The sequence below is a fragment of the Streptomyces hokutonensis genome (genome assembly GCF_000376565.1).
GTDB lineage: Bacteria > Actinomycetota > Actinomycetes > Streptomycetales > Streptomycetaceae > Streptomyces > Streptomyces hokutonensis.
The window spans coordinates 41,697-63,930 of record NZ_BARG01000036.1 but is presented as its reverse complement, the minus strand read 5'-3'; the positions used below and the strand labels follow the sequence as shown (position 1 = coordinate 63,930).

Annotated in this window: 21 protein-coding genes; 11 read left to right on the top strand and 10 right to left on the bottom strand. The window is 70.7% G+C overall.

The window, feature by feature from the left end; genetic code table 11:
• Nucleotides 1–108: 108 nt before the first annotated feature.
• Nucleotides 109–1,374 (bottom strand): extracellular solute-binding protein, encoded by a 1,266-nt coding sequence (locus tag SSP08S_RS21985; protein WP_019069788.1) that lies wholly within the window; start codon nucleotides 1,372–1,374, stop codon nucleotides 109–111.
• 283 nt (nucleotides 1,375–1,657) lie between these two features.
• On the opposite strand from SSP08S_RS21985, the gene SSP08S_RS21980 reads away from it, so the two are divergent.
• The gene (locus SSP08S_RS21980) at nucleotides 1,658–2,497 is read left to right on the top strand and encodes a GntR family transcriptional regulator (protein ID WP_019069787.1); all 840 of its coding nucleotides are present in this window, start codon (nucleotides 1,658–1,660) and stop codon (nucleotides 2,495–2,497) included.
• A 24-nt stretch (nucleotides 2,498–2,521) separates the two neighbouring features.
• Here SSP08S_RS21980 and SSP08S_RS21975 read toward each other — a convergent pair whose 3' ends face one another.
• The 3 genes from SSP08S_RS21975 to SSP08S_RS21965 all read right to left on the bottom strand — a co-directional run bounded on the left by SSP08S_RS21975 (nucleotide 2,522) and on the right by SSP08S_RS21965 (nucleotide 4,852).
• A complete protein-coding gene (locus SSP08S_RS21975) occupies nucleotides 2,522–3,073 on the bottom strand; it encodes a dinucleotide-binding protein (protein ID WP_019069786.1) in 552 nt (183 codons plus the stop codon).
• A gap of 99 nt (nucleotides 3,074–3,172) precedes the next feature.
• Nucleotides 3,173–3,955, bottom strand: a complete 783-nt coding sequence (locus SSP08S_RS21970) for an SDR family oxidoreductase (protein ID WP_019069785.1) — start codon at nucleotides 3,953–3,955, stop codon at nucleotides 3,173–3,175.
• Between the two features lie 57 nt (nucleotides 3,956–4,012).
• Nucleotides 4,013–4,852, bottom strand: coding sequence for an SDR family NAD(P)-dependent oxidoreductase (locus SSP08S_RS21965; RefSeq protein WP_019069784.1), 840 nt, complete (start codon nucleotides 4,850–4,852; stop codon nucleotides 4,013–4,015).
• Between the two features lie 175 nt (nucleotides 4,853–5,027).
• On the opposite strand from SSP08S_RS21965, the gene SSP08S_RS21960 reads away from it, so the two are divergent.
• Nucleotides 5,028–5,492 carry a MarR family winged helix-turn-helix transcriptional regulator gene (locus SSP08S_RS21960; protein WP_019069783.1) on the top strand — a complete coding sequence of 155 codons (465 nt, stop codon included), beginning with the start codon at nucleotides 5,028–5,030 and terminating at the stop codon, nucleotides 5,490–5,492.
• A 27-nt stretch (nucleotides 5,493–5,519) separates the two neighbouring features.
• Here the strand turns inward: SSP08S_RS21960 and SSP08S_RS21955 are convergent, their stop codons facing one another.
• Entirely contained in the window at nucleotides 5,520–6,398 is an 879-nt protein-coding gene (locus SSP08S_RS21955) for a helix-turn-helix transcriptional regulator (RefSeq protein WP_026178723.1), read from the bottom strand.
• Between the two features lie 195 nt (nucleotides 6,399–6,593).
• Between SSP08S_RS21955 and SSP08S_RS21950 the strand changes: the two genes are divergently transcribed.
• Both SSP08S_RS21950 and SSP08S_RS21945 read left to right on the top strand, forming a co-directional pair.
• Nucleotides 6,594–7,442, top strand: coding sequence for a helix-turn-helix transcriptional regulator (locus SSP08S_RS21950; protein WP_026178722.1), 849 nt, complete (start codon nucleotides 6,594–6,596; stop codon nucleotides 7,440–7,442).
• A gap of 101 nt (nucleotides 7,443–7,543) precedes the next feature.
• The gene (locus SSP08S_RS21945; protein WP_019069780.1) at nucleotides 7,544–8,608 is read left to right on the top strand and encodes an NAD(+)/NADH kinase; all 1,065 of its coding nucleotides are present in this window, start codon (nucleotides 7,544–7,546) and stop codon (nucleotides 8,606–8,608) included.
• 30 nt (nucleotides 8,609–8,638) lie between these two features.
• Here the strand turns inward: SSP08S_RS21945 and SSP08S_RS21940 are convergent, their stop codons facing one another.
• Nucleotides 8,639–10,339 carry a sensor histidine kinase gene (locus SSP08S_RS21940; protein WP_051105957.1) on the bottom strand — a complete coding sequence of 567 codons (1,701 nt, stop codon included), beginning with the start codon at nucleotides 10,337–10,339 and terminating at the stop codon, nucleotides 8,639–8,641.
• Nucleotides 10,340–10,436: 97 nt separating this feature from the next.
• Nucleotides 10,437–11,135: a response regulator transcription factor gene (locus SSP08S_RS21935; RefSeq protein WP_019069778.1), complete on the bottom strand. Its 699-nt coding sequence runs from the start codon at nucleotides 11,133–11,135 to the stop codon at nucleotides 10,437–10,439.
• A 91-nt stretch (nucleotides 11,136–11,226) separates the two neighbouring features.
• On the opposite strand from SSP08S_RS21935, the gene SSP08S_RS58225 reads away from it, so the two are divergent.
• The 6 genes from SSP08S_RS58225 to SSP08S_RS21905 all read left to right on the top strand — a co-directional run bounded on the left by SSP08S_RS58225 (nucleotide 11,227) and on the right by SSP08S_RS21905 (nucleotide 18,160).
• Nucleotides 11,227–11,817 (top strand): hypothetical protein, encoded by a 591-nt coding sequence (locus SSP08S_RS58225; RefSeq protein WP_051105955.1) that lies wholly within the window; start codon nucleotides 11,227–11,229, stop codon nucleotides 11,815–11,817.
• The gene (locus SSP08S_RS21925) at nucleotides 11,814–13,052 is read left to right on the top strand and encodes an efflux RND transporter periplasmic adaptor subunit (RefSeq protein ID WP_019069776.1); all 1,239 of its coding nucleotides are present in this window, start codon (nucleotides 11,814–11,816) and stop codon (nucleotides 13,050–13,052) included. The genes SSP08S_RS58225 and SSP08S_RS21925 overlap by 4 nt, the downstream gene beginning before the upstream one ends.
• A gap of 35 nt (nucleotides 13,053–13,087) precedes the next feature.
• Nucleotides 13,088–13,837, top strand: a complete 750-nt coding sequence (locus SSP08S_RS21920) for an ABC transporter ATP-binding protein (RefSeq protein WP_078532489.1) — start codon at nucleotides 13,088–13,090, stop codon at nucleotides 13,835–13,837.
• Nucleotides 13,834–15,075, top strand: coding sequence for an ABC transporter permease (locus SSP08S_RS21915; RefSeq protein WP_019069774.1), 1,242 nt, complete (start codon nucleotides 13,834–13,836; stop codon nucleotides 15,073–15,075). Before SSP08S_RS21920 ends, SSP08S_RS21915 begins: the two co-directional genes overlap by 4 nt.
• Nucleotides 15,076–15,219: 144 nt before the next feature.
• Nucleotides 15,220–17,274 carry a phosphocholine-specific phospholipase C gene (locus SSP08S_RS21910; protein ID WP_019069773.1) on the top strand — a complete coding sequence of 685 codons (2,055 nt, stop codon included), beginning with the start codon at nucleotides 15,220–15,222 and terminating at the stop codon, nucleotides 17,272–17,274.
• Nucleotides 17,275–17,326: 52 nt separating this feature from the next.
• Nucleotides 17,327–18,160, top strand: a complete 834-nt coding sequence (locus tag SSP08S_RS21905; RefSeq protein WP_019069772.1) for an LURP-one-related family protein — start codon at nucleotides 17,327–17,329, stop codon at nucleotides 18,158–18,160.
• A gap of 6 nt (nucleotides 18,161–18,166) precedes the next feature.
• Here the strand turns inward: SSP08S_RS21905 and SSP08S_RS21900 are convergent, their stop codons facing one another.
• A complete protein-coding gene (locus tag SSP08S_RS21900; RefSeq protein ID WP_019069771.1) occupies nucleotides 18,167–19,132 on the bottom strand; it encodes a DMT family protein in 966 nt (321 codons plus the stop codon).
• Entirely contained in the window at nucleotides 19,129–19,926 is a 798-nt protein-coding gene (locus SSP08S_RS21895; RefSeq protein ID WP_019069770.1) for a phosphatase PAP2 family protein, read from the bottom strand. Before SSP08S_RS21895 ends, SSP08S_RS21900 begins: the two co-directional genes overlap by 4 nt.
• Before the next feature lie 224 nt (nucleotides 19,927–20,150).
• On the opposite strand from SSP08S_RS21895, the gene SSP08S_RS21890 reads away from it, so the two are divergent.
• On the top strand, nucleotides 20,151–20,774 hold the full coding sequence (locus SSP08S_RS21890) for a TetR/AcrR family transcriptional regulator (RefSeq protein WP_019069769.1): 624 nt from the start codon (nucleotides 20,151–20,153) through the stop codon (nucleotides 20,772–20,774).
• Between the two features lie 143 nt (nucleotides 20,775–20,917).
• Here SSP08S_RS21890 and SSP08S_RS21885 read toward each other — a convergent pair whose 3' ends face one another.
• Complete coding sequence (locus SSP08S_RS21885; protein WP_019069768.1) at nucleotides 20,918–21,946, bottom strand: DUF2510 domain-containing protein; 1,029 nt, start codon at nucleotides 21,944–21,946, stop codon at nucleotides 20,918–20,920.
• Between the last annotated feature and the right edge of the window lie 288 nt (nucleotides 21,947–22,234).

Below are 22,234 nucleotides of genomic sequence, written 5' to 3'. Positions count from 1 at the left end.
ACGCCGTGTCGGAGGTCTCCCGATGCTGTCCGGGGCCGAGCGAGGGACGGGATGCGATCTGTTCTCGGACGCTCGACACGGCGCTCCTCCTTCCGGTCAACGGGCGCTTCAGGAACCGGAGTTCATGGCCGCGGTGATGGCCTCGGACGCGGTGGCGGCCTTCTTTTCGATGTCGCCGCCGGTGAGTACGGCCGTCATGTAGTCCTTGATCGGGTTCTTCGCCTCCACGGCGGCCCAGCCCGGGGTGTTGGGCGTGGCGTGGCCCTGCGCGGCGCCGACCGCCATGGCCGCGGCGCCCGCGTCGGAGGCGACGGCGGAGGCCAGGGTGGTCTTGTTCGGGACGTAGCTCATGGCGAGCGCGAGCTTCTTCTGCCAGGTGTCGCCGGTGAGTTCCTTGATGAACGTGTAGGCCGCGTCCTGCTTGGTGGACGCGGTCGGGACGACCAGGTCGGAGCCGCCGGTGAAGACCGCGCCGGGCGTCGTGGCGGTCTTGCCCGGGATCGGGAAGAAGCCCAACTTGCCCTTCAGGGCGGGGTTGTTCTGGATGACGACGTTGGCGCCGCCCGGAGTCGAGACGACCTGGGCGACCTTCCCCTTGGCCATGACGTCGGCCTGCGGCGGGTTGGCCTCGTCGGAGTCCTTGGGGCCCTTGCCGAGGGCCTGCAGCTGCTCGTAGAACCGCATGCCGCGGATCGCCGCCGGGGTGTCCAGCGCGCCCTTCCACTTGCCGCCGGACTGGACGGCGAGGTCGCCGCCCTCGTCCCAGATGAAGCCGGAGAGCGTGTACCAGTTCTGGCCGGGCAGGTAAATTCCCTGTGTGCCACCGGAGTTGAGCTTCTTGGTGGCGGCGATCCACTGGTCCCGGGTCTTGATCGCGGACGCGTCGACGCCGGCCTGCTTGAAGAGGTCGGTGCGGTAGATGACGACACGGTTGGCCGCGTAGTACGGGATGCCGTACTGCTTGCCGTCGTAGGCGCCCGGCTCGGCGAGGCCCTTGAGCCAGGTCTTCCCGCCGAGGTCGTCGACCTTGTCGCTGAGGTCGAGCAGCCCGCCGCTCTGCGCGAACTGGGCGACTTGGGTGTTGCCGGTCTCGATGACGTCCGGTGCGTCGTTGCTGGCCAGGGCGGCGGTGACCTTCTCGCCGATGCCGTCCCACTCCTGGATCTGCACCTTGACCCTGATGTCCGGGTGGGCGGCCTCGAAGCCCTTGACGAACTCGTTCTGGAACGCGGCGGAGACGCTGTCACGCATCAGCCAGACGTCGATGGTGGTGTTTCCCCCGGACTCCCCGGAACTGCCGTCGGAGGTATCGGAAGAGCCGCTGCAGGCACTCAGCGCTGCTGTCATCACGAGCACGGACACGCCGGCGAACATACGGAGCTGCACGGTTCACCCCTGGAGGACATGAACTGACCACCTGACCAGTGAAGTCCACTGGACAGCTCACCTCTCGATGTGGGGACGAAGGTGGCATAGACCAATGCGGGCGTCAACCCCCTCTGCTGCCAAGGGATTTGGCACATATATCGCTCAAGAACCGGATGATCACCGGCCGATGGTGGTTACACTTCCCCGGTCAAGAGGGCGAACCGCGGGGCAATCGCTGGTCAACTGGTCAACAGGTCGGCCGGGGAATCCGCGTACGAGGGAGTGCGACATGAAGGCCGACGCGCCAGGGGCGGTACTCAAACGGGAGCGGGTCCGCGACTTCATCCTCGACCTCGTCGAGTCGCAGCACCCGGGGGACCCGATCCCCTCCGAGCGTGCCCTCTGTGCCCAACTCGGCGTGTCCCGGCCGACCTTGCGCGCGGCGGTCGACGAACTCGTCGCCGCGGGGCTGCTGGTGCGGGAGCACGGGCGCGGCATGTTCGTGGCGCCCGAGAAGATCACCCAGGAACTCGTCTCCGGCGAGCGGACCATGACGGCGCCGCAGGCCTCCGGGGCCTGGTCGAGCCGGCTGCTGGAGTTCACCACCATCCCGGCCGGCGCCCGGGTGGGGCGCAGGCTGCGCCTCTCGCCCGCCGCCGAGATCGTGTACGTGGCGCGGCTGCGGCTGGTCGACGGCGCCCCGATGGCCATCGAGCACCTGCACATCAGGGCCGATCTCGTACCCACCCTGTCCGCACAGGAGTTGGAGGCCGGCGACCTCTACGAACACCTGCGGGAACAGCACGGCGTGCACGTCCAGGAGGCGGTCCAGGCCATCGAGCCGACGGTCGTCACCAAGGCCGAGGCCGAACTCCTCGACGTCCCCGAACTCTCCCCGGCCCTGCTCTTCGAACGCCTCACCTCGGACACGACAGGTCGGCCCGTCGAGTACGTCCACTCGATCTACCGCGGCGACCGCTACCGCATCGTCTCCCGCCTCACCCTCGGGCCCTCGGTCGCCGCTCCCTCGGCGCCCCTGGGCCACCACCCCGGCATCCCCCCGGGCGACTTCGCACACCGCGACACCATCGCGTCGTCCACGCGGGGGGACATCCAGTCGGGGGCGTGAACTGCCGCCGGACGTAAGGCGGTTCTACAGTTCGCCGGGGCGGCCGTACCGGTAGAAGAACGGTCCACCGAGCCGGCCCGCCAGGGCGCGGGTCAGGCCGGAGCTGTCCTCCAGCAGCCGGGCGCCCGGGGTGAGGTCGCCGACGTGGAGCGGGTCGAAGCCGGCGTCGGCGATGAGGCGCGCGGTGATGTCCTTCGCGGCGGGCTCGGCGGCGTAGAGGTTGCTCGGGGTGACGCGCTGCGTGCCGATCTGGTCGTACGCCGAGGCGAAGACGGTGTTGAAGGACTTCGCGGTCGGGCCGCCGACGATCGACTTGACCTGGTGCGCGAGCGAGGGGAAGGACTCGTCGCGGTCGCCGTAGAGGTTCGTCGCGTCGATGGTCACCTGGCCGCCGAGCCCGGTGACGCCTGCGAGCGCCTCGGCGATGAGGCCGCCGGGGACGGCCACGACCACCACGTCCGCGTCCGAGGCGTCACCGCCGTCCCGGCCCAGCGTCCTGACCTGGTGTCCGGCCTTCTCCCACAGCCGGGCCAGACCGCCGCCGACGTGTCCTCGTCCGATCACCGTGATGTTCATGTCGGGCCCTCCGGTCTGCCGGGAGTTCGCTGTCCTCGTTGACGTGTCAACAAAACATCACACTTGTTGTCGTGTCAACCAATGGCGCCGGGGCGGAGCTCAGATGGCCTGCGCGGTGGGCAGGATCGTGATCTCGGTCAGGTTGACGTGGCGCGGTACGGCGGCCATGAAGGCGACGGTCTCGGCGATGTCGGCGCTCTGCAGGACGTCGATGTCGTGGATGAGGTCGGCCATCAGCTTCGACGCGTCGGCGTCCGTGACGTGGTCGGGGAGCTCGGTGTCGACCATGCCGGGCTCGATGGTGGCCACGCGGACCATCTTCTGGCCGAGCTCGACCCGCAGCAGCCGGGTGAGATGGGTGATGTAGGCCTTGGTGCCGGAGTAGATCGAGAACTTCGTCAGGATGCGGGTGGCCGCGATCGACGAGGTGTTGATCAGGTCGGCCGGCTTGCCGGCGGCTGCGGACTCCGTCAGGTGGGGGAGGAAGGCGGCGATCACGTTCATCAGCCCGCTGATGTTGAGGTCGATCTGGCGCTGCCAGTCGTCGACCCCCAACTCCTCGATACCGGAGATGAGTTGGACACCGGCGTTGTTGAACACCAGGTCGGCCTTGCCGAAGCGCTCGGCGACCTGGTCGGCGGCGCTCTGGACGGCCGCCCGGTCGGTGACGTCGACGGCCAGGGCGAGCGCGGTGCCGCCGGCCGCCTCGATGTTCTTGACCGGGCTGTCCAGGCGCTCCTTGCGGCGGGCCAACACCACCACGGTGGCGCCGAGTTCGGCGAGGCGTTCGGCGGTGACGGCACCCATGCCGCTGGAGGCGCCGGAGACGACGGCGACGCGGCCGGCCGGCGGGGTACCGGTGAGCAGGGCGGAAGCGGACATCACAAGACCACGATCTCTGTGCGGAAGAGTGTGCGGGGGTTGGTGTTTGACGGCGTGTCAGGCCGCGTCGTCGTGCGCGGTGGCCGCGGACTTCTCACGCCACGGGGCCAGGTCGTCCTGCACCTGCCGGTACTTGACCTCCAGTCGCTCCAGGGTGTCGCGGCCGAGGTAGAGGTGCGTGGGCAGCTTCTCGGTGCCGGCGACCTCGACGATGAGCGCGGCGCCGCGCACCGGGTCGCCGAGCTGGGCGTGGTTGGCCCGGTCGATCCAGTCCAGCGTCACGTGGGCCGGGGTGTCGTCGTAGTCGGCGATACGGTTCGCGGCCACCGAGAGCGAGCTCGCGTCGAGGAAGTCGGTGCGGAACACGCCCGGTTCGACCACCATCGACTGGATGCCGAACGGCGCCATCTCCGCGGAGAGCGCCTCGCTGATCCCCGCGACCGCGAACTTCGAGGCGCAGTACAGGCTGACGCCGGGCTCGCCCTCGAAGCCCGAGCGGGAACCGATGTGCACGAGCTTGCCGGAACCCTGCTCGCGCATCACGGGCAGCACGGCGCGGGTGACATTGATCAGACCGAAGACGTTCAGATCGAACAGCGAGCGGGCCTCCGCGTCGGTGATCTCCTCCAGCGCGCCGAGCAGACCGCGGCCGGCGTTGTTCACCAGGACGTCGATACCGCCGAACCGCTTCACGGCGGCCTCGACCGCCTGCGGGATGCTGTCGTTGTCCGTGACGTCCAGAGCGACCGCGAACACCTTCTCGGACTTCTTCAGGTCGTCCGGCACCCGCTCCGGATTCCGTACGGCGACCACGACATTGTTACCGCCTGCCAGCGCGGCCCGGGCGATTTCCGCGCCGATTCCACGGGAGGCGCCGGTGACGAACCACGTAGCCATGGGGAAAACCTCTTTCGTCGCTTCCCCTGGTGGGGGGATTCCCTGTTGACGTAAATGAGTCTGTCCCTCCACCGAGGAGCTATGAAGGCAGCGGTTTTCCTGGGAGTCCCACACCCAGGAACGGGCACTGGACCGCAAAGTCGGTGACATGTCAACAAGCTGGTACGGTGACGGCATGTCCGAACCCCGATGGCTCACCCCCGACCAGGCCGAGGTCTGGGCGAAGTACCGGACGCTGCGCCGCACCCTGCAACGGGCCCAGGACCAGCAACTACAGCGCGATTCGGGTCTTTCGGCGGCGGACTACGCGCTCCTGGCGCCCCTGTCGGAGTCCGCCGACGGTGTGCTACGGGCACGGGACCTCGGCGCCGAGGTGGACTGGGAGCGCAGCCGGCTGTCCCACCAGATCAGCCGCATGGAGAAGCGCGGGCTGGTCACCCGCGAGGCCTGCGCCGACGACGCGCGCGGCTCCATGGTGCGGCTGACGGAAAAGGGCCGGGAAGCGATCGAGGCCGCCGCACCCGGGCACGCGGAAAATGTGCGGCAGCTCGTTTTCGATCCGCTGACACCCGACGAGGTACGCCTTTTCGGCGATGTTCTGGACCGGATACTGGACGCTGTCGAGCGGAATTCCCGGTAAAAGCCGACGCGGCAAAGGACCGTGCTTTTACTGGGCGTCCTGTGCCGGATTCTGCTGGTGCGGCACCTCGGGCGCGCTGAGCGAGCCCAGCAGGGCCAGGGCGTCCGCCGAGGGGGAGTCCGGCTCCGCCTGGAGGATGATGAGCTGCTGCCCGGGCGCGCTGCGGATGGTGAGGGCCTCGTGCCGCAACTCCAGTTCCCCCACCACGGAATGCCGCATCCGCTTCACCTCGTACGGCGGGACCCGCGTGTACTCACGGGCCCACAGCGAGCGGAACTCGGCGCTGCGCACCGACAGTTCACCGACGAGCTCCAGGATGCGGGGATCCTCGGGGGTGCTCGCGGCGGTCTGCTGGAGGTCGGCGACCGCACGGTCCTTGGCCCGCTCCGCGTTCCGGTAGAACGTCTTCGCGGCCGGGTCCAGGAACAGCATCCGCAGCACGTTGTCCCGCTGGGCGAAGTCGCCGTAGAGGGCGTCGGTCAGGGAGTTGGTGGCCAGCAGGTCCTGGGCGTGGCCGATGACGAAGGCCGGTGTCCTGGTCCAGCTCTCGATCAGCTGCCGCAGATGCGGGCGGACCCGCTCGACCCGCACCGGAGACTTCGTGCGCCGGGCCGTGGGCCGCGCCAGCCTGAACAGCTCCCGTCGGTCCTCGTCCCCGAGGCGCAGCGCACGGGCCATCGCCTCCAACACCCGTACCGAAGGGCTGAGTTCACGGCCCTGCTCCAGCCGGCTGTAGTAGCCGGCGCTGACCCCCGCGAGCGCCGCGACCTCGTCGCGCCGCAGCCCGGGGACCCTGCGGCGGCCGGAGCCGGGCAGGCCCGCGTCGGCGGGGCTGACGCGTTCCCTGCGGGAGCGGAGGAAGCGACCCAGTCCTTCCACCGGGTCGGGGCGCGTATCGTTGTCCATACCGCCGAGGCTAGGCGGAAAACGCCTGGAGAAGTGCGGTCGACGGTGGGTGCGTCGCACCCAGGACCGCGGCTCCCCGGGTGACGTGAAAGGGCCGGGCCGGCGGCGAATCACCGTGTGTGAAGCGTGGGGAACCTGGTGCAGTCGTGGACGACCGGGCCTTCTCATCGAACGAAAAGCACTTAGTCTTGCCGCATGAGCAATGGGACCCCTTTGGGCGATTTCCTCCGGGCCCGCCGCGAGGCTCTCAAGCCCCAGGACGTCGGTCTGCCCGAGTACGGGCGCCGCCGGGTGCCGGGACTGCGCAGGGAGGAAGTCGCGCTGCTCGCCGGAGTCAGCTCCGACTACTACATCAGGCTGGAGCAGGGACGCGAGAACAGCCCCTCCCCGCAGGTGCTGGAGGCGGTGGCCCAGGCGCTGAAGCTGGACGCGGAGTCCGCCGACCATCTCAACCGCCTCTGCCTCGCGCCCTCGCAGCGCCCGCACGGCCGGAGCGAGGCCCAAGTCGGCGCGCAGCTACTGCAGTTGATGGACAGCTGGGAGTACAGCCCCGCCTTCGTCCTCGGCCCGGCCCTCGACATCCTCGCGGGCAACTCCCTTGCCACGGCGCTGCACAGCGGGTTCGACGCCTTCGACAACCTCGCCCGCAATGTGTTCGTCGACCCGGCTGGGCGCGAGTTCTACCAGGAGTGGGAGCGGGCCGCGCACTCCTGTGTCGCCGAGCTCAGGGCCGCGTACGGGCACGATCCGGAATCGGCCCGGATCGCCGAGGTGGTCGCCGAACTGTCCGACGCCAGCGAGGAGTTCACCGAGCTCTGGCAGCTGCACGACGTCAAGTCCAAGTCCCAGGAGGGCAAGCACCTCAAGCATCCGGACGTCGGCGATCTGCACATCGCGTTCGCCGCGTTCACCGTCAACGGCGCTTCGCACCAGCAACTCGTCGTCTACCAGGCCGAACCCGCGAGCTCCACGGCGGCGGCCTTCGAGACGCTGCGGGCGCTGGGCGCCGAGCCGAAGAAGGCGGGGGCGACCGCACACCTGTGACCGGGCCGGAACCCTCGACGCCCCGACCGTCGACATCAAGGGCCGCACGGCCAAGTGGCAGTACCTTCTGTAGGGCCTGACTCGACCTCACGGAGGACCCCATGCCCGTACGTCGTATCGGTCTCGTCGTGCACCAGGGACGGGCCACCGCCCGGGACGCGGCGCGCGACGTGCACGCGTGGAGCGAGGCGCACGGCGTCCGCTGCACGGAGATCGACGTGTGGGCCAAGGACCAGCACCGGCGCGCCGGACGCGAGGAGTCCGAGGCGGCGGGCAGGCCCGATCTCGTCGTCACCCTCGGCGGCGACGGCACCTTCCTGCGCGGGGCCCGCATCGCCGTCAAGAGCGGGGCCGAGGTCCTCGGCGTCGACCTCGGCAAGGTCGGCTTCCTCACCGAGGTCCCGGCCTGCGACATCGGCGACGCCCTCGACGCCGTGCACGAGGGGCGGGCCATCGTGGAGGAACGCATGACGCTGACCATGCGCGCCTCCCGGCCCCTGGACATCCCCGAGGAGATGGAGGCCCTGCTGCGCTACGGCCGCGGGCCGATGCTGCCGCCGCCGCAGGTCAGGCCCGAGACCACGGAGGGCGGCGGCTGGGGGTGCGCGCTGGACGTCACCGCCCTCAACGACGTCGTCCTGGAGAAGCTCGCCCGCGACCGGCAGGTCAGCGTCGGCGTCTACCTCGCCGGCGGGCTGCTGGCGAGCTACTCGGCCGACGCCCTGGCCGTTGCCACCCCCACCGGGTCCACGGCCTACAGCTTCGCCGCCGGCGGACCCGTCCTCTCGCCCCACATGGACGCCGTCGTCTTCACGCCCATCGCCCCGCACATGACCTTCGACCGCAGCGTCGTCGCCGCCCCCGACGAACCCGTCGGCCTGCGCGTGCTGCCCCACTCCGGACAGGCCGCCGTCAGCGTCGACGGCCAACTCCGCGGTGTCCTGGACCCCGGCGACTGGATCGGCGTCTTCCGCTCCCCGCAGCGGGTCCGCCTCATCCGGCTGCGCCCCACCGACTTCTACGGCCGGCTGCGCGACCGGTTCCGGCTCACCGACGCCCCCGCCACCGCCCTGGACGGCCCATCGGCCCCCTTCTTCCGGCCCGACACCCCGGTCCCGCCGGACCTCGCCGGAATGCGCCTGCCACCGCCGACCGCCGCGCGCTGAGGGTCGTAGAAAAGGGTTCGTGCCGAGGGCTCACACCGGCAGGCGGACGGTGAAGACCGTGCCGGCGCCGACCGTGCTGGTCACCGTCACCGTCCCGCCGTGCGCCTCCGTCAGGCGGCGGACGATGGCGAGGCCCAGACCGCTGCCGCCGGTGCGGCGGTTGCGGGACTTCTCGGCGCGCCAGAAGCGGTCGAAGACGCGCGGCAGGTCCTCGGCCGGGATGCCGGTACCGGTGTCGGCGACCTCGATCGTCACCACGTCCCCGGCTCTGCGGGCCCGCAGAGTGACGCTGCCGCCTGCGGGGGTGTGCCGTAGCGCGTTGGACACCAGGTTGCCGACCACCTGCCGCAGCCGTACGGGGTCGCCCGACAGCTCGGGGTCGCCGTCGACGCGGGTGGTGAGGGAGACCCCTGCCGTGTCGGCGCGGGCCTGGTGGGCGGTGGCGACATGGTCGAGGAGATCGCGGACGCGCAGCGGTTCGGGGTGGACGCGCAGCTGGCCCGCGTCGGCCTCCGCGAGGTCCTGGAGGTCGTCGACGATGTGCTGGAGCAGCAGCGCCTCTTCGAGCAGGGAGTCGACGAGGGCCTGGTCGGAGGTGGCGATGCCGTCCTGGACGGCCTCCAGCCAGCCGCGGATGGTGCTCAGCGGAGTGCGCAGTTCATGGGCGACATCGCTGACCATCGCCTTGCGCTGGCCCTCCACGCGTTCGCGGCGCTGCGAGAGGTCGTTGAACGCGGCGGCGAGATAGCCGATCTCGTCGTTGGTCGTCACCGGCACCCGCTGGTGTTCCTGCACCGGACGCCGGGCCGCCTCGGCCAGCGCGCGCAGCGGCCGCACCAGCCGCGTGCCGACGACGACCGTGACGGCCACGGTGACCAGCAGCACCAGCCCCGCGACCCCGGCGAGACGGGCGGTGTTGGCGGAGGTGAAACGGAAGCCGGGCGCGGCCGTCGAACCGGCCGGAGTGGTGACGTACAGCAGCGCGGCCGGTGCCACATAGGGGGCGAGCTGGTCGCGGCGGGCGGTGTCGACGCAGGACTGGGCGGTTCCGCTGTCGCCCGACACGCTGAGGACGAAGTCGAGGCCGACCTTCACGGGCTGCTGGTTCCGCTGCGCCAGACAGTCGTTGACCATGACGTTGAGCCGGTCGAGCGGCCCGATCTCGGACCGGACGGGAGCGGAGAGCTGGTCGACGCCGCAGCTGTACTCCCTGTCGGACCCGCCCAGCATGCCGTCCGGGAACTTGAGGGAGGTCCGGCCGCTCGGCGCCTCGACAAGGGTGCCGACGCCACTGGGGCCTCCCATGCAGAAGCGGATCTTCTCCGCCATGCCGCGCAGGACCTTCCGCTCGGCCGCGGTCAGCCGGTACGGGCCGACGGCACGCGGGTCGATGCGGTCCGCCGCGGTGCCGGGCAGCAGGGCCGCGTCGGTGTGCAGGGGGTCCACGACCGCCGACGCCCTGGTGGGAAGGGCGGCGGCCGAGGCGGCCGAGGTGGCGAGCGTGCGGTGGCTCTGCGTGGTCAGGGTGATCCGGCGTCCGGTGCGCTCCGCGAGCCGGCGCAGGGTGGGGGAGACGCCGGTCCAGTCGCGGTGCGTGGCGGCATAGCCGACGAGAGTGTCGTAGATCTGTGTGTCGGAGGACAGGAGTTGGCCCTGTTCCTGCTGGATGGCGCTGCTCGTGGTGCGCGCCGCCAGCCAGGCGGTGGCCGCGACCGAACAGACGGCGATCATCACGGAGGTGGCCAGCAGGCGGACCAACAGGCTTCTGTGCAGGGGCACTTTGGCCCGGACCCGGGTTCTGGGCCGCCCCTCGCCGCCGCTCTCCGTCTCAGCGCGCACGGCTGCCGTCGACGAGCTTGTAGCCGACGCCGTACACGGTCTGCAGATAGGCGGGTTGGCGGGGGACGGCTTCTATCTTCTTGCGCAGGTTCAGGATGTGTACGTCGATGGTCCGTTCGGTGATGTAGCGGTCGAACCCCCTTGTCAGAGCGAGGAGTTGGCGGCGGGTGAAGACCCGTTCCGGTTCGGCGGCCATTGCCGCGAGGATCTCGAACTCCCCGGGCGTGCACACCACTTGGCGTCCGTCGAGGCCGACGGTACGGCGGACCGGGTCTATGGCGAGCGCGCCGATCCGGATCACCGGATCGTCCAGCGCGACCGTGGCCCGGGTGCGCCGCAGCAGGGTGCGGATACGGGCCATCAGCTCGCGCGGGCTGTACGGCTTCGTCATGTAGTCGTCGGCGCCCAGGTCGAGGCCGAGCAGCAGATCCTCCTCGGTGCTGCGCGCGGTCAGCATCAGCACCGGAACCTCGCACTCCCGGCGCAGCACCCGGCACACGTCCAGACCGTCGACGAACGGCATCATCACGTCGAGGACGAGGAGGTCCGGCTGCCGGCGCCGCACCTCGTCGATCGCCGCGCGCCCGTCGTGGACGACGAGGGAGGAGTGGCCCTCGCGTTCCAGGTAGCGGCGGATCACCTCGGCCTGTTTGACGTCGTCCTCGGCCACCAGGACATATGCGTTCACGCCGCTCACCCTAAGGTCGCCCCCGCGACATCAGACAGGAGCCTGACGGTGGCCTGACAGGATCTTCATAAGCTCCGGCCACGGTGCCGCCATGGCGAAACTCACTCATCGAAGGCGGTCCGCCGCGCCGGCCGGTATGGCCGCGACAGTCGCGCTGGTCCTCCTGTCCGCCTGCGGCGGCGGCTCGGGCGGGGACGGCAAGGCGGCGGCCGAGGACAAGGGCGTCGCCTCCATCGAGACACCGAAGGCGAGCGGTGCCACGGCGTCGGAGAGTACCGCCGCGGAGTCGGGCCGCCCCCAGCTGAGGCTGGACACCTCCGAGGCGGAGCAGACCCGGCTGACCGGCATCTACTTCGACTGCCTGCGCGACCACGGTGCCCCGGGCGGCTACAAGCCGGGTTCGAAGCAGTGGTACCCCGGGGGCGGCTCCGACAGGAACTCCGCCGCCGCGCGCAAGGCCTGCCTCCCGAAACTCCCGCTCCAGCCACCGGAGTTGGACCCGGCCAGGAACCCGCACTACATGGACGACTTCCGCGCCTACATCCGCTGCCTCAACGACGGCGGCCTGAAGGTCAAGGGGCTGTCCGACGGCTCCGGCTGGAACTACGACGGACAGACCTCCCTGACCCAGGCCCAGCAGTCGAAGCTCGACCACGACTGCCAGTTGAAGGCGTACAAGTGACGACGACCGACGACGACACCCGCCCCCGCCGCGGCAGGCGCCGCCTGAAGATCGGGGCCGTGGCCCTGGCCGGCGTCACGGCGACCGCGCTCGGCGTCACCGTATGGCAGGACGGGAACGCGAAACCGAGCACGACGGCCGCCGACTCGGCCCGGGTCGGCACCGCCACGGTGACGAGGACCGACCTGTCCAACGCCCAGACCCTCAGCGGCACCCTCGGCTACAGCAAGGCCGCCCCGGTCAAGGGCGCCAAGTCCGGACTGGTCACCTGGCTGCCCGCCCCCGGGGCCACGGTCTCCCGGGGCCGCGCCCTGTACAAGGTGGACAACGTCCCCGTGCCGGTGTTCTACGGCGGCACGCCTCTGTACCGCACGCTGAACGCGCGGGGCACCACCGGGCCCGACGTCCGGGTGATCGCCGACAACCTCAAGAAGCTCGGCTACGACATCGGGGTCCAGCCGGGGGCGGGGACGTGGGTCACTCAGCACCCGGCCACGGCTGACGACAGTTCCTCCGAGGGCGCCGACAAGGCGGGAGCTACGGCCACGCCCTCCGTGAGCCCTACTCCCACCCCCACAGCGACCTCCGTCGAGGTGAAGGAGGGCGACGGCGTGCTCACCGCCGACCTGATCGCCGCGATCCGGCGCTGGCAGGCCCACATCGGGATGCCCGCCACCGGAGTGCTCGGCATCGGGGACGTGACGGTGCAGTCCGGCGAGGTGCGGGTCGGCGCGGTGCAGGCGCAGAGCGGCGACGACGCCACCGGGGCCCTGATGACGGTCAGTTCCACCGTCAAGAAGGTGTCCGTGCCGGTCGACGCGACCCAGGTCGGCACGGTGTCCCGGGGCGACCGTGTCACGGTGACCCTGCCGGACAACTCCACCGTCAAGGGGACCGTCGACGTGGTCGGTTCCACCGCCGCCGCCGACAACTCCCAGGGGGACACCGGCGGTTCGGCCCCCGCGCAGCTCACGGTCACCGTCTCGGTGCCCGACACCGGGGCGGTCCGGAGGCTGACCTCGGCCCCGGTGCAGGTGGCGTTCACCTCGGAGAGCCGCAAGGGTGTGCTCGCCGTGCCGGTCGGCGCGCTGCTGGCGCTGAGCGAGGGCGGCTACGCCGTCCAGCTGCCCGGCGGCAGGCTGATCGCGGTGAACACGGGGATGTTCGCCAAGGGTCTGGTCGAGATCAGCGGCGCCGGTGTCACGGCCGGGCTGAAGGTGGAGACCACCTCGTGAAGAGCCGACCGGTACTGGCCGTGATCGACGCGGGCATGGAGTATCCCGGCGGGGTGAAGGCCCTGGACGGTGTCTCGCTCACCGTCGAGGAGGGCGAACTCCTCGCCATCGTCGGCCCGTCCGGGTCCGGCAAGTCGACCCTGCTGAACATCATGGGCACCCTGGACCGGCCCACCAGCGGCACCGTCGAGATCGGCGGCCACGACGTCGCGACCCTCTCCGACCGCAGGCTCTCCGCGCTGCGCGGACGCCAACTCGGCTTCGTGTTCCAGCAGTTCCACCTCACCGACGGACTGACCGCCGCCGAGAACGTCGCAACAGGCCTGCTCTACGCGGGAGTTCCGCGCCGGCAGCGCGCTCCGCTCGCCCGGGAGGCACTGGCCCGGGTGGGCCTCGCGCGCCGCGCCGGGCATCTGCCGAACCAGCTCTCCGGCGGCGAACGCCAACGGGTCGCCATCGCCCGCGCGTTGGTCAACCGCCCGGCACTGGTCCTCGCGGACGAGCCCACCGGCGCCCTCGACACCGCCAACGGCCGTGCCGTACTTGAGGTGTTGACCACCCTGAACGACGAGGGCACCACCATCGCGATCATCACCCATGACCGGGACATCGCCGCACGGCTGCCCCGCAGGGTGGAGATCCTCGACGGGCGGCTGGTCGCCGACGTCCGTAGCGACGACGTCGGAGAAGACACCCAGGCCATCGACATGGCCGACCTCACCGACGACACCCTCGCCATCCGCAGGGACACCTTCACCGACCTCCATGGGGAACGCCGGTCATGACCACCACCGCACCGAGGCCGACCGCCGCCCTGGCCGTCGCCGACACCAGGCCGGTACGGCTGGCCCCGCTGGACATCCTGCGCCTGGGACTGCTCGGCATCCACACCCGCCGGATGCGGGCGGCGCTGTCCGCGCTGGGCATCTCGATCGGCATCGCCACGATGATCGTGGTGACCGGGATCCCGGCGTCCAGCCAGAAGGCGCTGATGAACCAGCTCTCCGCGCTGGGCACCAACATGCTCCAGGCCGTCCCCGTGCCCAACCAGACACCACCGGTCCAACTCCCGCCCCAGTCCGTGGACATGGTCCGCCGCATCGGCCCCGTCACCGTCGCCAGCGCGGTGGCCAACACCCACGCCGAGGTGTTCCGCAACGACCGCGTCGACGCCGACGACTACGCGGGTCTTGCCGTGCTGGCCAGCAGGACGAACCTGCTGCGGGCGATCAACGCCGAGGTCCGGTCCGGGCGTTTCCTGAGCGCGTCCACCGACCGGTTCCCCACGGCCGTGCTCGGCTCGGTGGCCGCCACCCGGATGGGCATCGCGAAGGTGGTGCCGGGGCGGCCCGCTCCGCAGATCTACATCAACCACCGCTGGTTCACGGTCATCGGCGTCCTCGCGCAGACCCCGCTCTCGCCCGACATCGACCGCGCGGTCCTGGTCGGCTGGGACGCCGCGCGCACCCAACTGGGCTTCACCGGCCACCCCACCGTCATCTACGTCAAGGCCAGGGAGGACGGCATCGACGCCGTCCGCAATGTGCTCGCCCCGACCATCTACCCCGAGCTCCCCGGCATGGTGCAGGTCAGCCGTCCCTCCGACGCCCTCGCCGCGAAGCGCGCCACGCAGACGACGTTCTCCGCGCTCTTCCTCGGCCTCGCCGGAGTGGCCCTGCTGGTGGGCGGGATCGGGGTGGCCAACACCATGGTCATCTCGGTTCTCGAACGCCGAAAGGAGATCGGACTGCGGCGGGCGCTGGGTGCCAACAAGGGCCAGATCCGCGGGCAGTTCCTCACCGAGTCGGTGGCGCTGTCCTGCCTCGGCGGGCTGGCCGGAACCGTCCTCGGCGTCCTGGCGACCGTCGGTTACGCCGCCTGTCAGGGCTGGCCGCCGGTGATCCCGCTGCCGGCGGTGGCGGGCGGATTCGGCGGCGCCGTCCTGATCGGCATGGCCGCCGGCGTCTACCCCTCGATCAGGGCATCCCGCCTGACCCCGACGGAGGCCCTCGCCACCACGTGACGCTCCGCCCCCGCACGTACGGGCGAGTTTCACATGGGCGCCACCAGACCCTTCCCTGACGTTTGTTGCTCTTGGAACACTCGCACCGCGCGCATTTCGCCATGTTCCGGCCGGCCGCGCGTCAGGATGAGAGGTGCCTCACCCATGTCCGAAGTCAACCGGCGTCGCTTTCTGCAACTCGCGGGCGCCACAACGGCGTTCACCGCGCTGTCGAACAGCATCGAGCGGGCCGCCGCACTCCCGGCGAACCACCGTTCCGGAAGCATCGAGGACGTCGAGCACATCGTCGTCCTGATGCAGGAGAACCGGTCCTTCGACCACTACTTCGGTTCGCTCAGAGGTGTCCGGGGCTTCGGCGACCCGCGTCCGGTCGTGACCCGGCAGGACGGCAAACCGGTCTGGTACCAGTCGGACGGCACGAAGGACATCCTCCCGTTCCGCCCCGAGGCGGACGACCTGGGCCTGCAGTTCATCCAGGACCTCCCGCACGGCTGGAACGACGGGCACGCCGCGTTCGACGGCGGCAAGTACGACAAGTGGGTGCCATCCAAGGGCTCCACGACGATGGCGTACCTGACCCGTGAGGACATCCCGTTCCACTACGCGCTCGCCGACTCCTTCACCATCTGCGACGCCTACCACTGCTCGTTCATCGGCTCCACGGACCCCAACCGGTACTACCTGTGGACGGGTTACACCGGAAACGACGGCCAGGGCGGCGGCCCCGTCCTCGGCAACGACGAGGCCGGCTACAGCTGGACGACCTACCCCGAACGCCTCGAAAAGGCGGGCGTCTCCTGGAAGATCTACCAGGACGTCGGCGACGGCCTCGACGCGGCCGGCGGCTGGGGCTGGATCCAGGACGCCTACCGCGGCAACTACGGCGACAACTCGCTGCTCTACTTCAAGCAGTTCCAGAACGCCCAGCCCGGCGACCCGCTCTACGACAAGGCCCGCACCGGCACCGACGCCACCAAGGGCGAGGGCTTCTTCGACCAGCTGAAGGCCGACGTCAAGGGCGGCAAGCTGCCGAAGATCTCCTGGATCGTCGCGCCCGAGGCCTTCACCGAGCACCCCAACTGGCCCGCCAACTACGGCGCCTGGTACGTCTCCCAGGTCCTGGACGCGCTGACCTCCGACCCCAAGGTGTGGGCGAAGACGGCCCTGTTCATCACCTACGACGAGAACGACGGCTTCTTCGACCACCTCGTGCCGCCGTTCGCGCCGGGTTCGGCCGCGCAGGGCAAGTCGACCGTCGACGTCGGCCCCGACCTCTTCGCGGGCAACGCCGGCCACCCCGCCGGTCCCTACGGCCTCGGCCAGCGCGTCCCGATGATCGTCGTCTCGCCCTGGAGCAAGGGCGGTTACGTCTGCTCGGAGACCTTCGACCACACCTCGGTGATCCGCTTCATGGAGCGCCGCTTCGGCGTCCACGAGCCCAACATCTCGCCGTGGCGGCGCGCGATCTGCGGCGACCTGACCACCGCCTTCGACTTCTCCCACAAGGACGTCAAGAAGGTCCCGCTGCCGGACACCGACGGCTACCAGCCGCCGGACAAGAACCGCCACCCCGACTACGTGCCGACCCCGCCCGCCAACCCCGTGCTGCCGAAGCAGGAGCGCGGACTGCGCCCGGCCCGCCCGCTCAAGTACGCGTCTGCGGTGGACGGTTCGGCGGACACGGCGGCCGGCAAGTTCACGCTCGCCTTCGCCTCCGGTGCGAAGGCCGGCGCCAACTTCCTGGTCACCTCCGGCAACCGCACGGACGGGCCCTGGAGTTACACCACCGAGGCCGGCAAGACCGTCTCGGACACCTGGAACTCGGCGTACTCGAACGGCTCGTACGACCTCACCGTGCACGGCCCGAACGGCTTCCTGCGCGTCTTCAAGGGCCCGGGCAGGACCGCCGGACCCGAGGTCACCGCCCGCGACTGCGGCGACGACGTCGAGCTGACCTTCACCAACAAGGGCTCCGGCACGGTGCAGTTGAGGGTCGTCAACGGCTACGGCGGCAAGACGCAGACCGTGAGGGTGCGGGCGGGCGCCACCGTCCGGCACACCTTCGACCTGGGCGCGAGCAAGCGGTGGTACGACCTGACGGTCACCTCCGACGGCGACGCGGGCTTCCTGCGGCGATTCGCCGGACATGTCGAGAACGGCCGCCCGGGGGTCAGCGACCCGGCGATCGGACGGGCATGACCGCTGTCGTAGAGCCGGTTGAATTCCGGGGCACTCGCGGTAGTGTGCCCCGGTGACCACGCATTCGAACACACCTGCAGGCTGGTACCCGGATCCGCACGGAGCGCCCCAGACCCTCCGCTACTGGGACGGCGCGAAGTGGACCGAGCACACCAACGCGGACCAGCAGGCGCAGGGCGCCAAGCCGCAGCCGCAGTCCGTGCCCCAGCAGCAGGCGGGGCCGGACCCGCGGGTGCAGCGCCAGGTGCAGCAGCAGGCCGGGGTCGCCGGTGGCGGCCCCGGCGGCGGCAGCCTGTTCAGCGAGCCGGTGCTCGTGGTGAACCAGAAGGCCAAGCTGATCGAGCTGACCAACGAGTACAAGGTCATGGATCAGAACGGCAATCTGATAGGCACCGTGACCGAGATAGGCCAGAGCGCGCTGAAGAAGGCGCTGCGCTTCGTCTCCAGCCTCGACCAGTTCATGACGCACCGGCTGGAGATCCGGGACGCCCACGGACAGCCGCAGTTGGTGCTGACCCGGCCCGCGAAGCTCATGAAGTCCCGGGTGATCGTGTCCCGTCCGGACGGCTCGCCGGTGGGCGAGATCGTCCAGCAGAACATGATCGGGAAGATCAACTTCGGGCTGATGGTGAACGGCCAGCAGATCGGCGCGATCAAGGCCGAGAACTGGCGGGCCTGGAACTTCGCCATCGTCGACCACGCGGACAACGAGGTCGCCCGGATCACCAAGACCTGGGAAGGCCTCGCCAAGACGATGTTCACCACCGCGGACAACTACGTCCTGCAGATCCACTACCAGCTGCCCGAGCCGCTGCTGAGCCTGGTGGTGGCGACGGCGCTGACCGTCGACACCGCCCTCAAGCAGGACTCGCGGGGCCTGGGCTGACCCCGGTCACAGCGCGGTGAGATGCCCCGGCTCGGACCGTCGGTTCGGCTGCCTGGGCATCAACGCCGGTTCCAGGGAGGCCGATTCGGGCTCCAGCGCCAGGACGGCGGCCACGGGATGATCGTGGTCGCCGTACTCGTTCGGCAGCGGCACGACCGGGGTGACCCGGGTCAGCAGCACCACACCCCAGGACGCGAGTCCGGCCCCCGCCAGCGCGAGGAGGATGCCGGCCGCGCCGCCCTGGAGGCGTTCGCCGAGCAGGGCCAGGCCGATCGCGGCGGCGGCCAGCGGGTTCGCCAGGGTCACCACCGCGAGCGGAGCGCCGAGGCCGCCCCGGTAGGCGGTCTGCGACAGCAGCAGCCCGCCCGCCGCGAACACCGCGACCAGCAGGGCGACTCCGACCACCTGCATGCTCAGCAGCGGGCCCGAGCGGTCCGTCGCCGCGACCGTCACGGTCTGCGTGAGCGCGGAGGCGACACCCGAGGCGACACCGGACGCCGAAGCATGCCGTAGACCGGGCTTCGCACCGCGCCGGGCCAGCAGGCCGATCAGCGCGGACGTCGCGCCCGCGACCGCCAACGCCTGGGGAACGGTGAGGACTTGGTCCGGCTGCGGTCCGGATGCCGTGACCAGCAGGGCCGACAGGCCGAGCAGGGTGAGCGCGGTGCCCCGCCATTCGCTCGCGCTGACCCGCCGCCCGGCCACCCGCGCGCCCATCGGCACGGCGGCGACCAGGGTGAGCGCGCCCAGCGGCTGTACGACGGTCAGCGGGCCGTACTTCAGGGCCACGACGTGCAGCAGCGCGGCCGACGCGTTCAGCACGACCGTCCACCACCAGGAGCCGGTGGCGAGCAGCCGGAGCATGCCCGCGTCGGAGTTGCGGGACGCCAGCCGCTCCTGCGCCACGGCGGCGGCCGCGTAGGCGACGGCCGAGAAGAGGGAGAGGCCGACGGCGACCAGGGTGGCGTTCATCGGCCCGCTCCGACGAGAACCGGCTGCTTCTCCGGGGCGAGCTCCGGCTGACCGCGGCCCGCCGTGCTCGCCGTGCGGTGCGGCGGGTGGATCAGCGCGAGGGCGATGCCGAGCATCGCGGTGGCGACGATCGCGTCGAGCCAGTAGTGGTTCGCCGTGCCCACGATCACGACCAGGGTGACCAGCGGGTGCAGCAGCCACAGCCAGCGCCAGCGTGACCGCGTGGCGACGATCAGGCCGATCGCGACCATCAGGGCCCAGCCGAAGTGCAGCGAGGGCATCGCCGCGAACTGGTTCGAGAGGTGGTCGCTGGTCGGCGGGCCGTACACCGAGGGGCCGTAGACCTTCGCGGTGTCGACCAGGCCCGTCGCGGCCAGCATGCGCGGGGGCGCGAGCGGGAACACGAAGGGCAGGACCAGGGCGGCCGAGGTGACCGTCGCCAGGACCCGGCGGGCCCAGACGTAGTGCGCGGGGCGCCGCAGGTACAGCCAGACCAGGAAGGCCACGGTGGCCGGGAAGTGGACGGTCGCGTAGAAGGTGTTCGCGAGGTGCACGAGGGTGTCGTTGTGCAGCAGCACCGACTGCACGGCGCCCTCGCCGGGGAGATGCAGGGTCCGTTCCAGGTCCCAGACGCGGTGGGCGTTGTGCAGGGCCTCACCGGTGTGGCCCGTCGCCAGCTGGCGGCCGAACTTGTAGACGAGGAAGAGTCCTGCGACGAGCAGGAGCTCACGGACGAGCGGGGGCCGCGCTATCGCGCTGGTCCCCTTCTCTGCAGGCTCGGTGCGGGCATTCATCCCCCGGCCCCTTCGCTGACGGTGGTGCGTGTGGTGGTGCTGGCAGGGCTTGTGACCCTTCCGGCGGCCCGAACTCATCGGTACGAGTCCGTTCCGATACGCCAGTGTACCGATACGAGATGGTACCGATACGGTGGAGTACCGGTACACTGGCGTATCGATAGCGAAACGAGACACACTGGAGAGCGGACCCCGGGTCCGCGGGCCGAGTGAGGAGAAGAGCCATGACGTCGCAGGCTGAGGACGCACCGGACACGGTCGCCGCCTCGCGCCGCTCCAAGATCACGCCCGAGCGTGAGCGGGAGTTCTTCGACGCCGTGCTCGACCAGATAAGAGAATGCGGCTACGACTCCGTCAGCATGGAGGGCGTCGCCAGCAGCACCCGGTGCAGCAAGTCCACGCTGTACCGGCAGTGGGGGACCAAGCCCCAGTTCGTCGCCGCCGCGCTGCGCGCCAACCGCCGGGCGCACTTCACCGGCATCGACACCGGCTCCCTCGCGGAGGACCTGCGCCAGGCCGCGCGGGCCGCGGGCGCCTGGTCGGCGAAGGACACCAAACTCGTCGCGGCCCTCGGTCACGCCGTCACCCAGGACAGCGAACTCGCCCAGGCACTGCGCGAAGCGCTCGTCCACCCCGAGATCACCGCGCTGGAGGACATCCTGCGCCGAGGTGTGGAACGCGGCGAGATCCCGGCCGACCACCCGGCGCTGCCGTACGTCCCCGCCCAGATCTTCGGCGTCCTGCGGGCCCGCCCCGTCCTGGAGGGCTGCTACGCCGACCCCGACTACCTCGTCAGATTCGTGGAGGCCGCGGTGCTGCCCGCATTGGGCCTGTCCGGGTCGCCCTGAGAATCAGGCCGCCGTCCATGGGATGACTGGACGGTGACCTGGTCGCGCCGCACCGTGGGGACGGGGGCGGCGCGCACCCCCCGGCCGGGTGGGGTTCCTCTTGAGCGGAGAGGCGCCCCACCCGGCCGACTGTGTGCGGGAGGTCAGATCGTCGTGCCGTCGCCGCCGCCCGAGGCCGCCTTGATGTTGGCGGTGATCTCGTCGATGACGGACTCCTTCTGGCCGACGTCGACGCCGAAGCGGACGACCACGATCTGGCTCGCGCTGGCCGGCGAGGGGAACGCGAGCGACTCGACATAGCCGTCCGCGCCCTTGCTGGTGACCGCCTTCCAGCGGACCAGGTAGCCCTTCTGCCCGGCGACGGTGACGGCCTTGGAGGCGAGCACCTGGTGCGAGGTGATGCTGCCGTAGGTCGTACCGCCGTAGGACTCCTTGGCGTTGGCGGCGATGTCCGCCTTCGCGACCTCCTCGGCGGTGGTGCCCTTGGTGCCCAGCACGACCGCGGGGGCCGAGTACGCCCCGCCGTTGGTGCAGGTCTGTGCGGTGTTGCCGGGGCACTTGTACGAGGTGTTCGACGTGACCTGCGCGCCGACCTCGATGACCTGGCCGTACCAGTCGGACGGCACGGTGAAGCTGATGCCGTCGAGCGAGTCGGTCACGGTGCCGCCGGCCTCGACCTTCGGCTGCGCGGACTGGCTGGGCGCGGGCGTCGCACCGCCCGTACCGCCGGAACCACCCGTTCCGCCGGACCCGCCGGACCCGCCGAAGGGATTGCCCTGCCCGCCCGTGCCGCCCTGTCCCTCGGGGCCGCCCTGGCCGCCGACACCGCCCTGCCCGTTCGGCGCCTGCTGCGTGCCGGCCTGGTTGCCGTTCCCGCTGCCGTTGCCGGACAGCGCGTAGGCACCGACACCGATGGCCGTCAGGACCGCGACGGCCACCGCCACGGCTATGCCGGTGCGCAGATTGCGGCGCGGCGCGCCCGGGGGCTGCGCGGGATACGCCGGGTACGCCCCGGGGAACGGCGGCTCGGTCGGGGGACCCCATTCGGCGGCCGACCCGGCCGGGCGGGTCCGGTCCGTCCATGCCTTGCCGTCCCACCAGCGCTCGGTGGCGGGACCGTCATTCGTCTGCCCGGGATCGGGGTACCACCCGGGAGGAGTCACCTGCGTCATGTCCCTACCGTATGAGGCGTCGGTGAAAGCGGGATGAGAGGATCCGGCCGCGACGGCGCCACCGGCGCCGCCGACGATCGCGCGCCCGGCCGTCACCCGCCGCGCGTGCCCGGTCCGGGGCCGTCGCCCGAGAGTGCGGCAGGCCTGTTCATGGAGTTGCGCGATCGATCGAAAGTGGCCTTATTTCGACGCCTTCTGACTGTTCGTCACGCCCGTGTACCCCGCCGTCACCCGATACGGCAACAGCTGCCCGGACCGCCCTCCGCCGTGGCAGCCGGGCGGCTACGC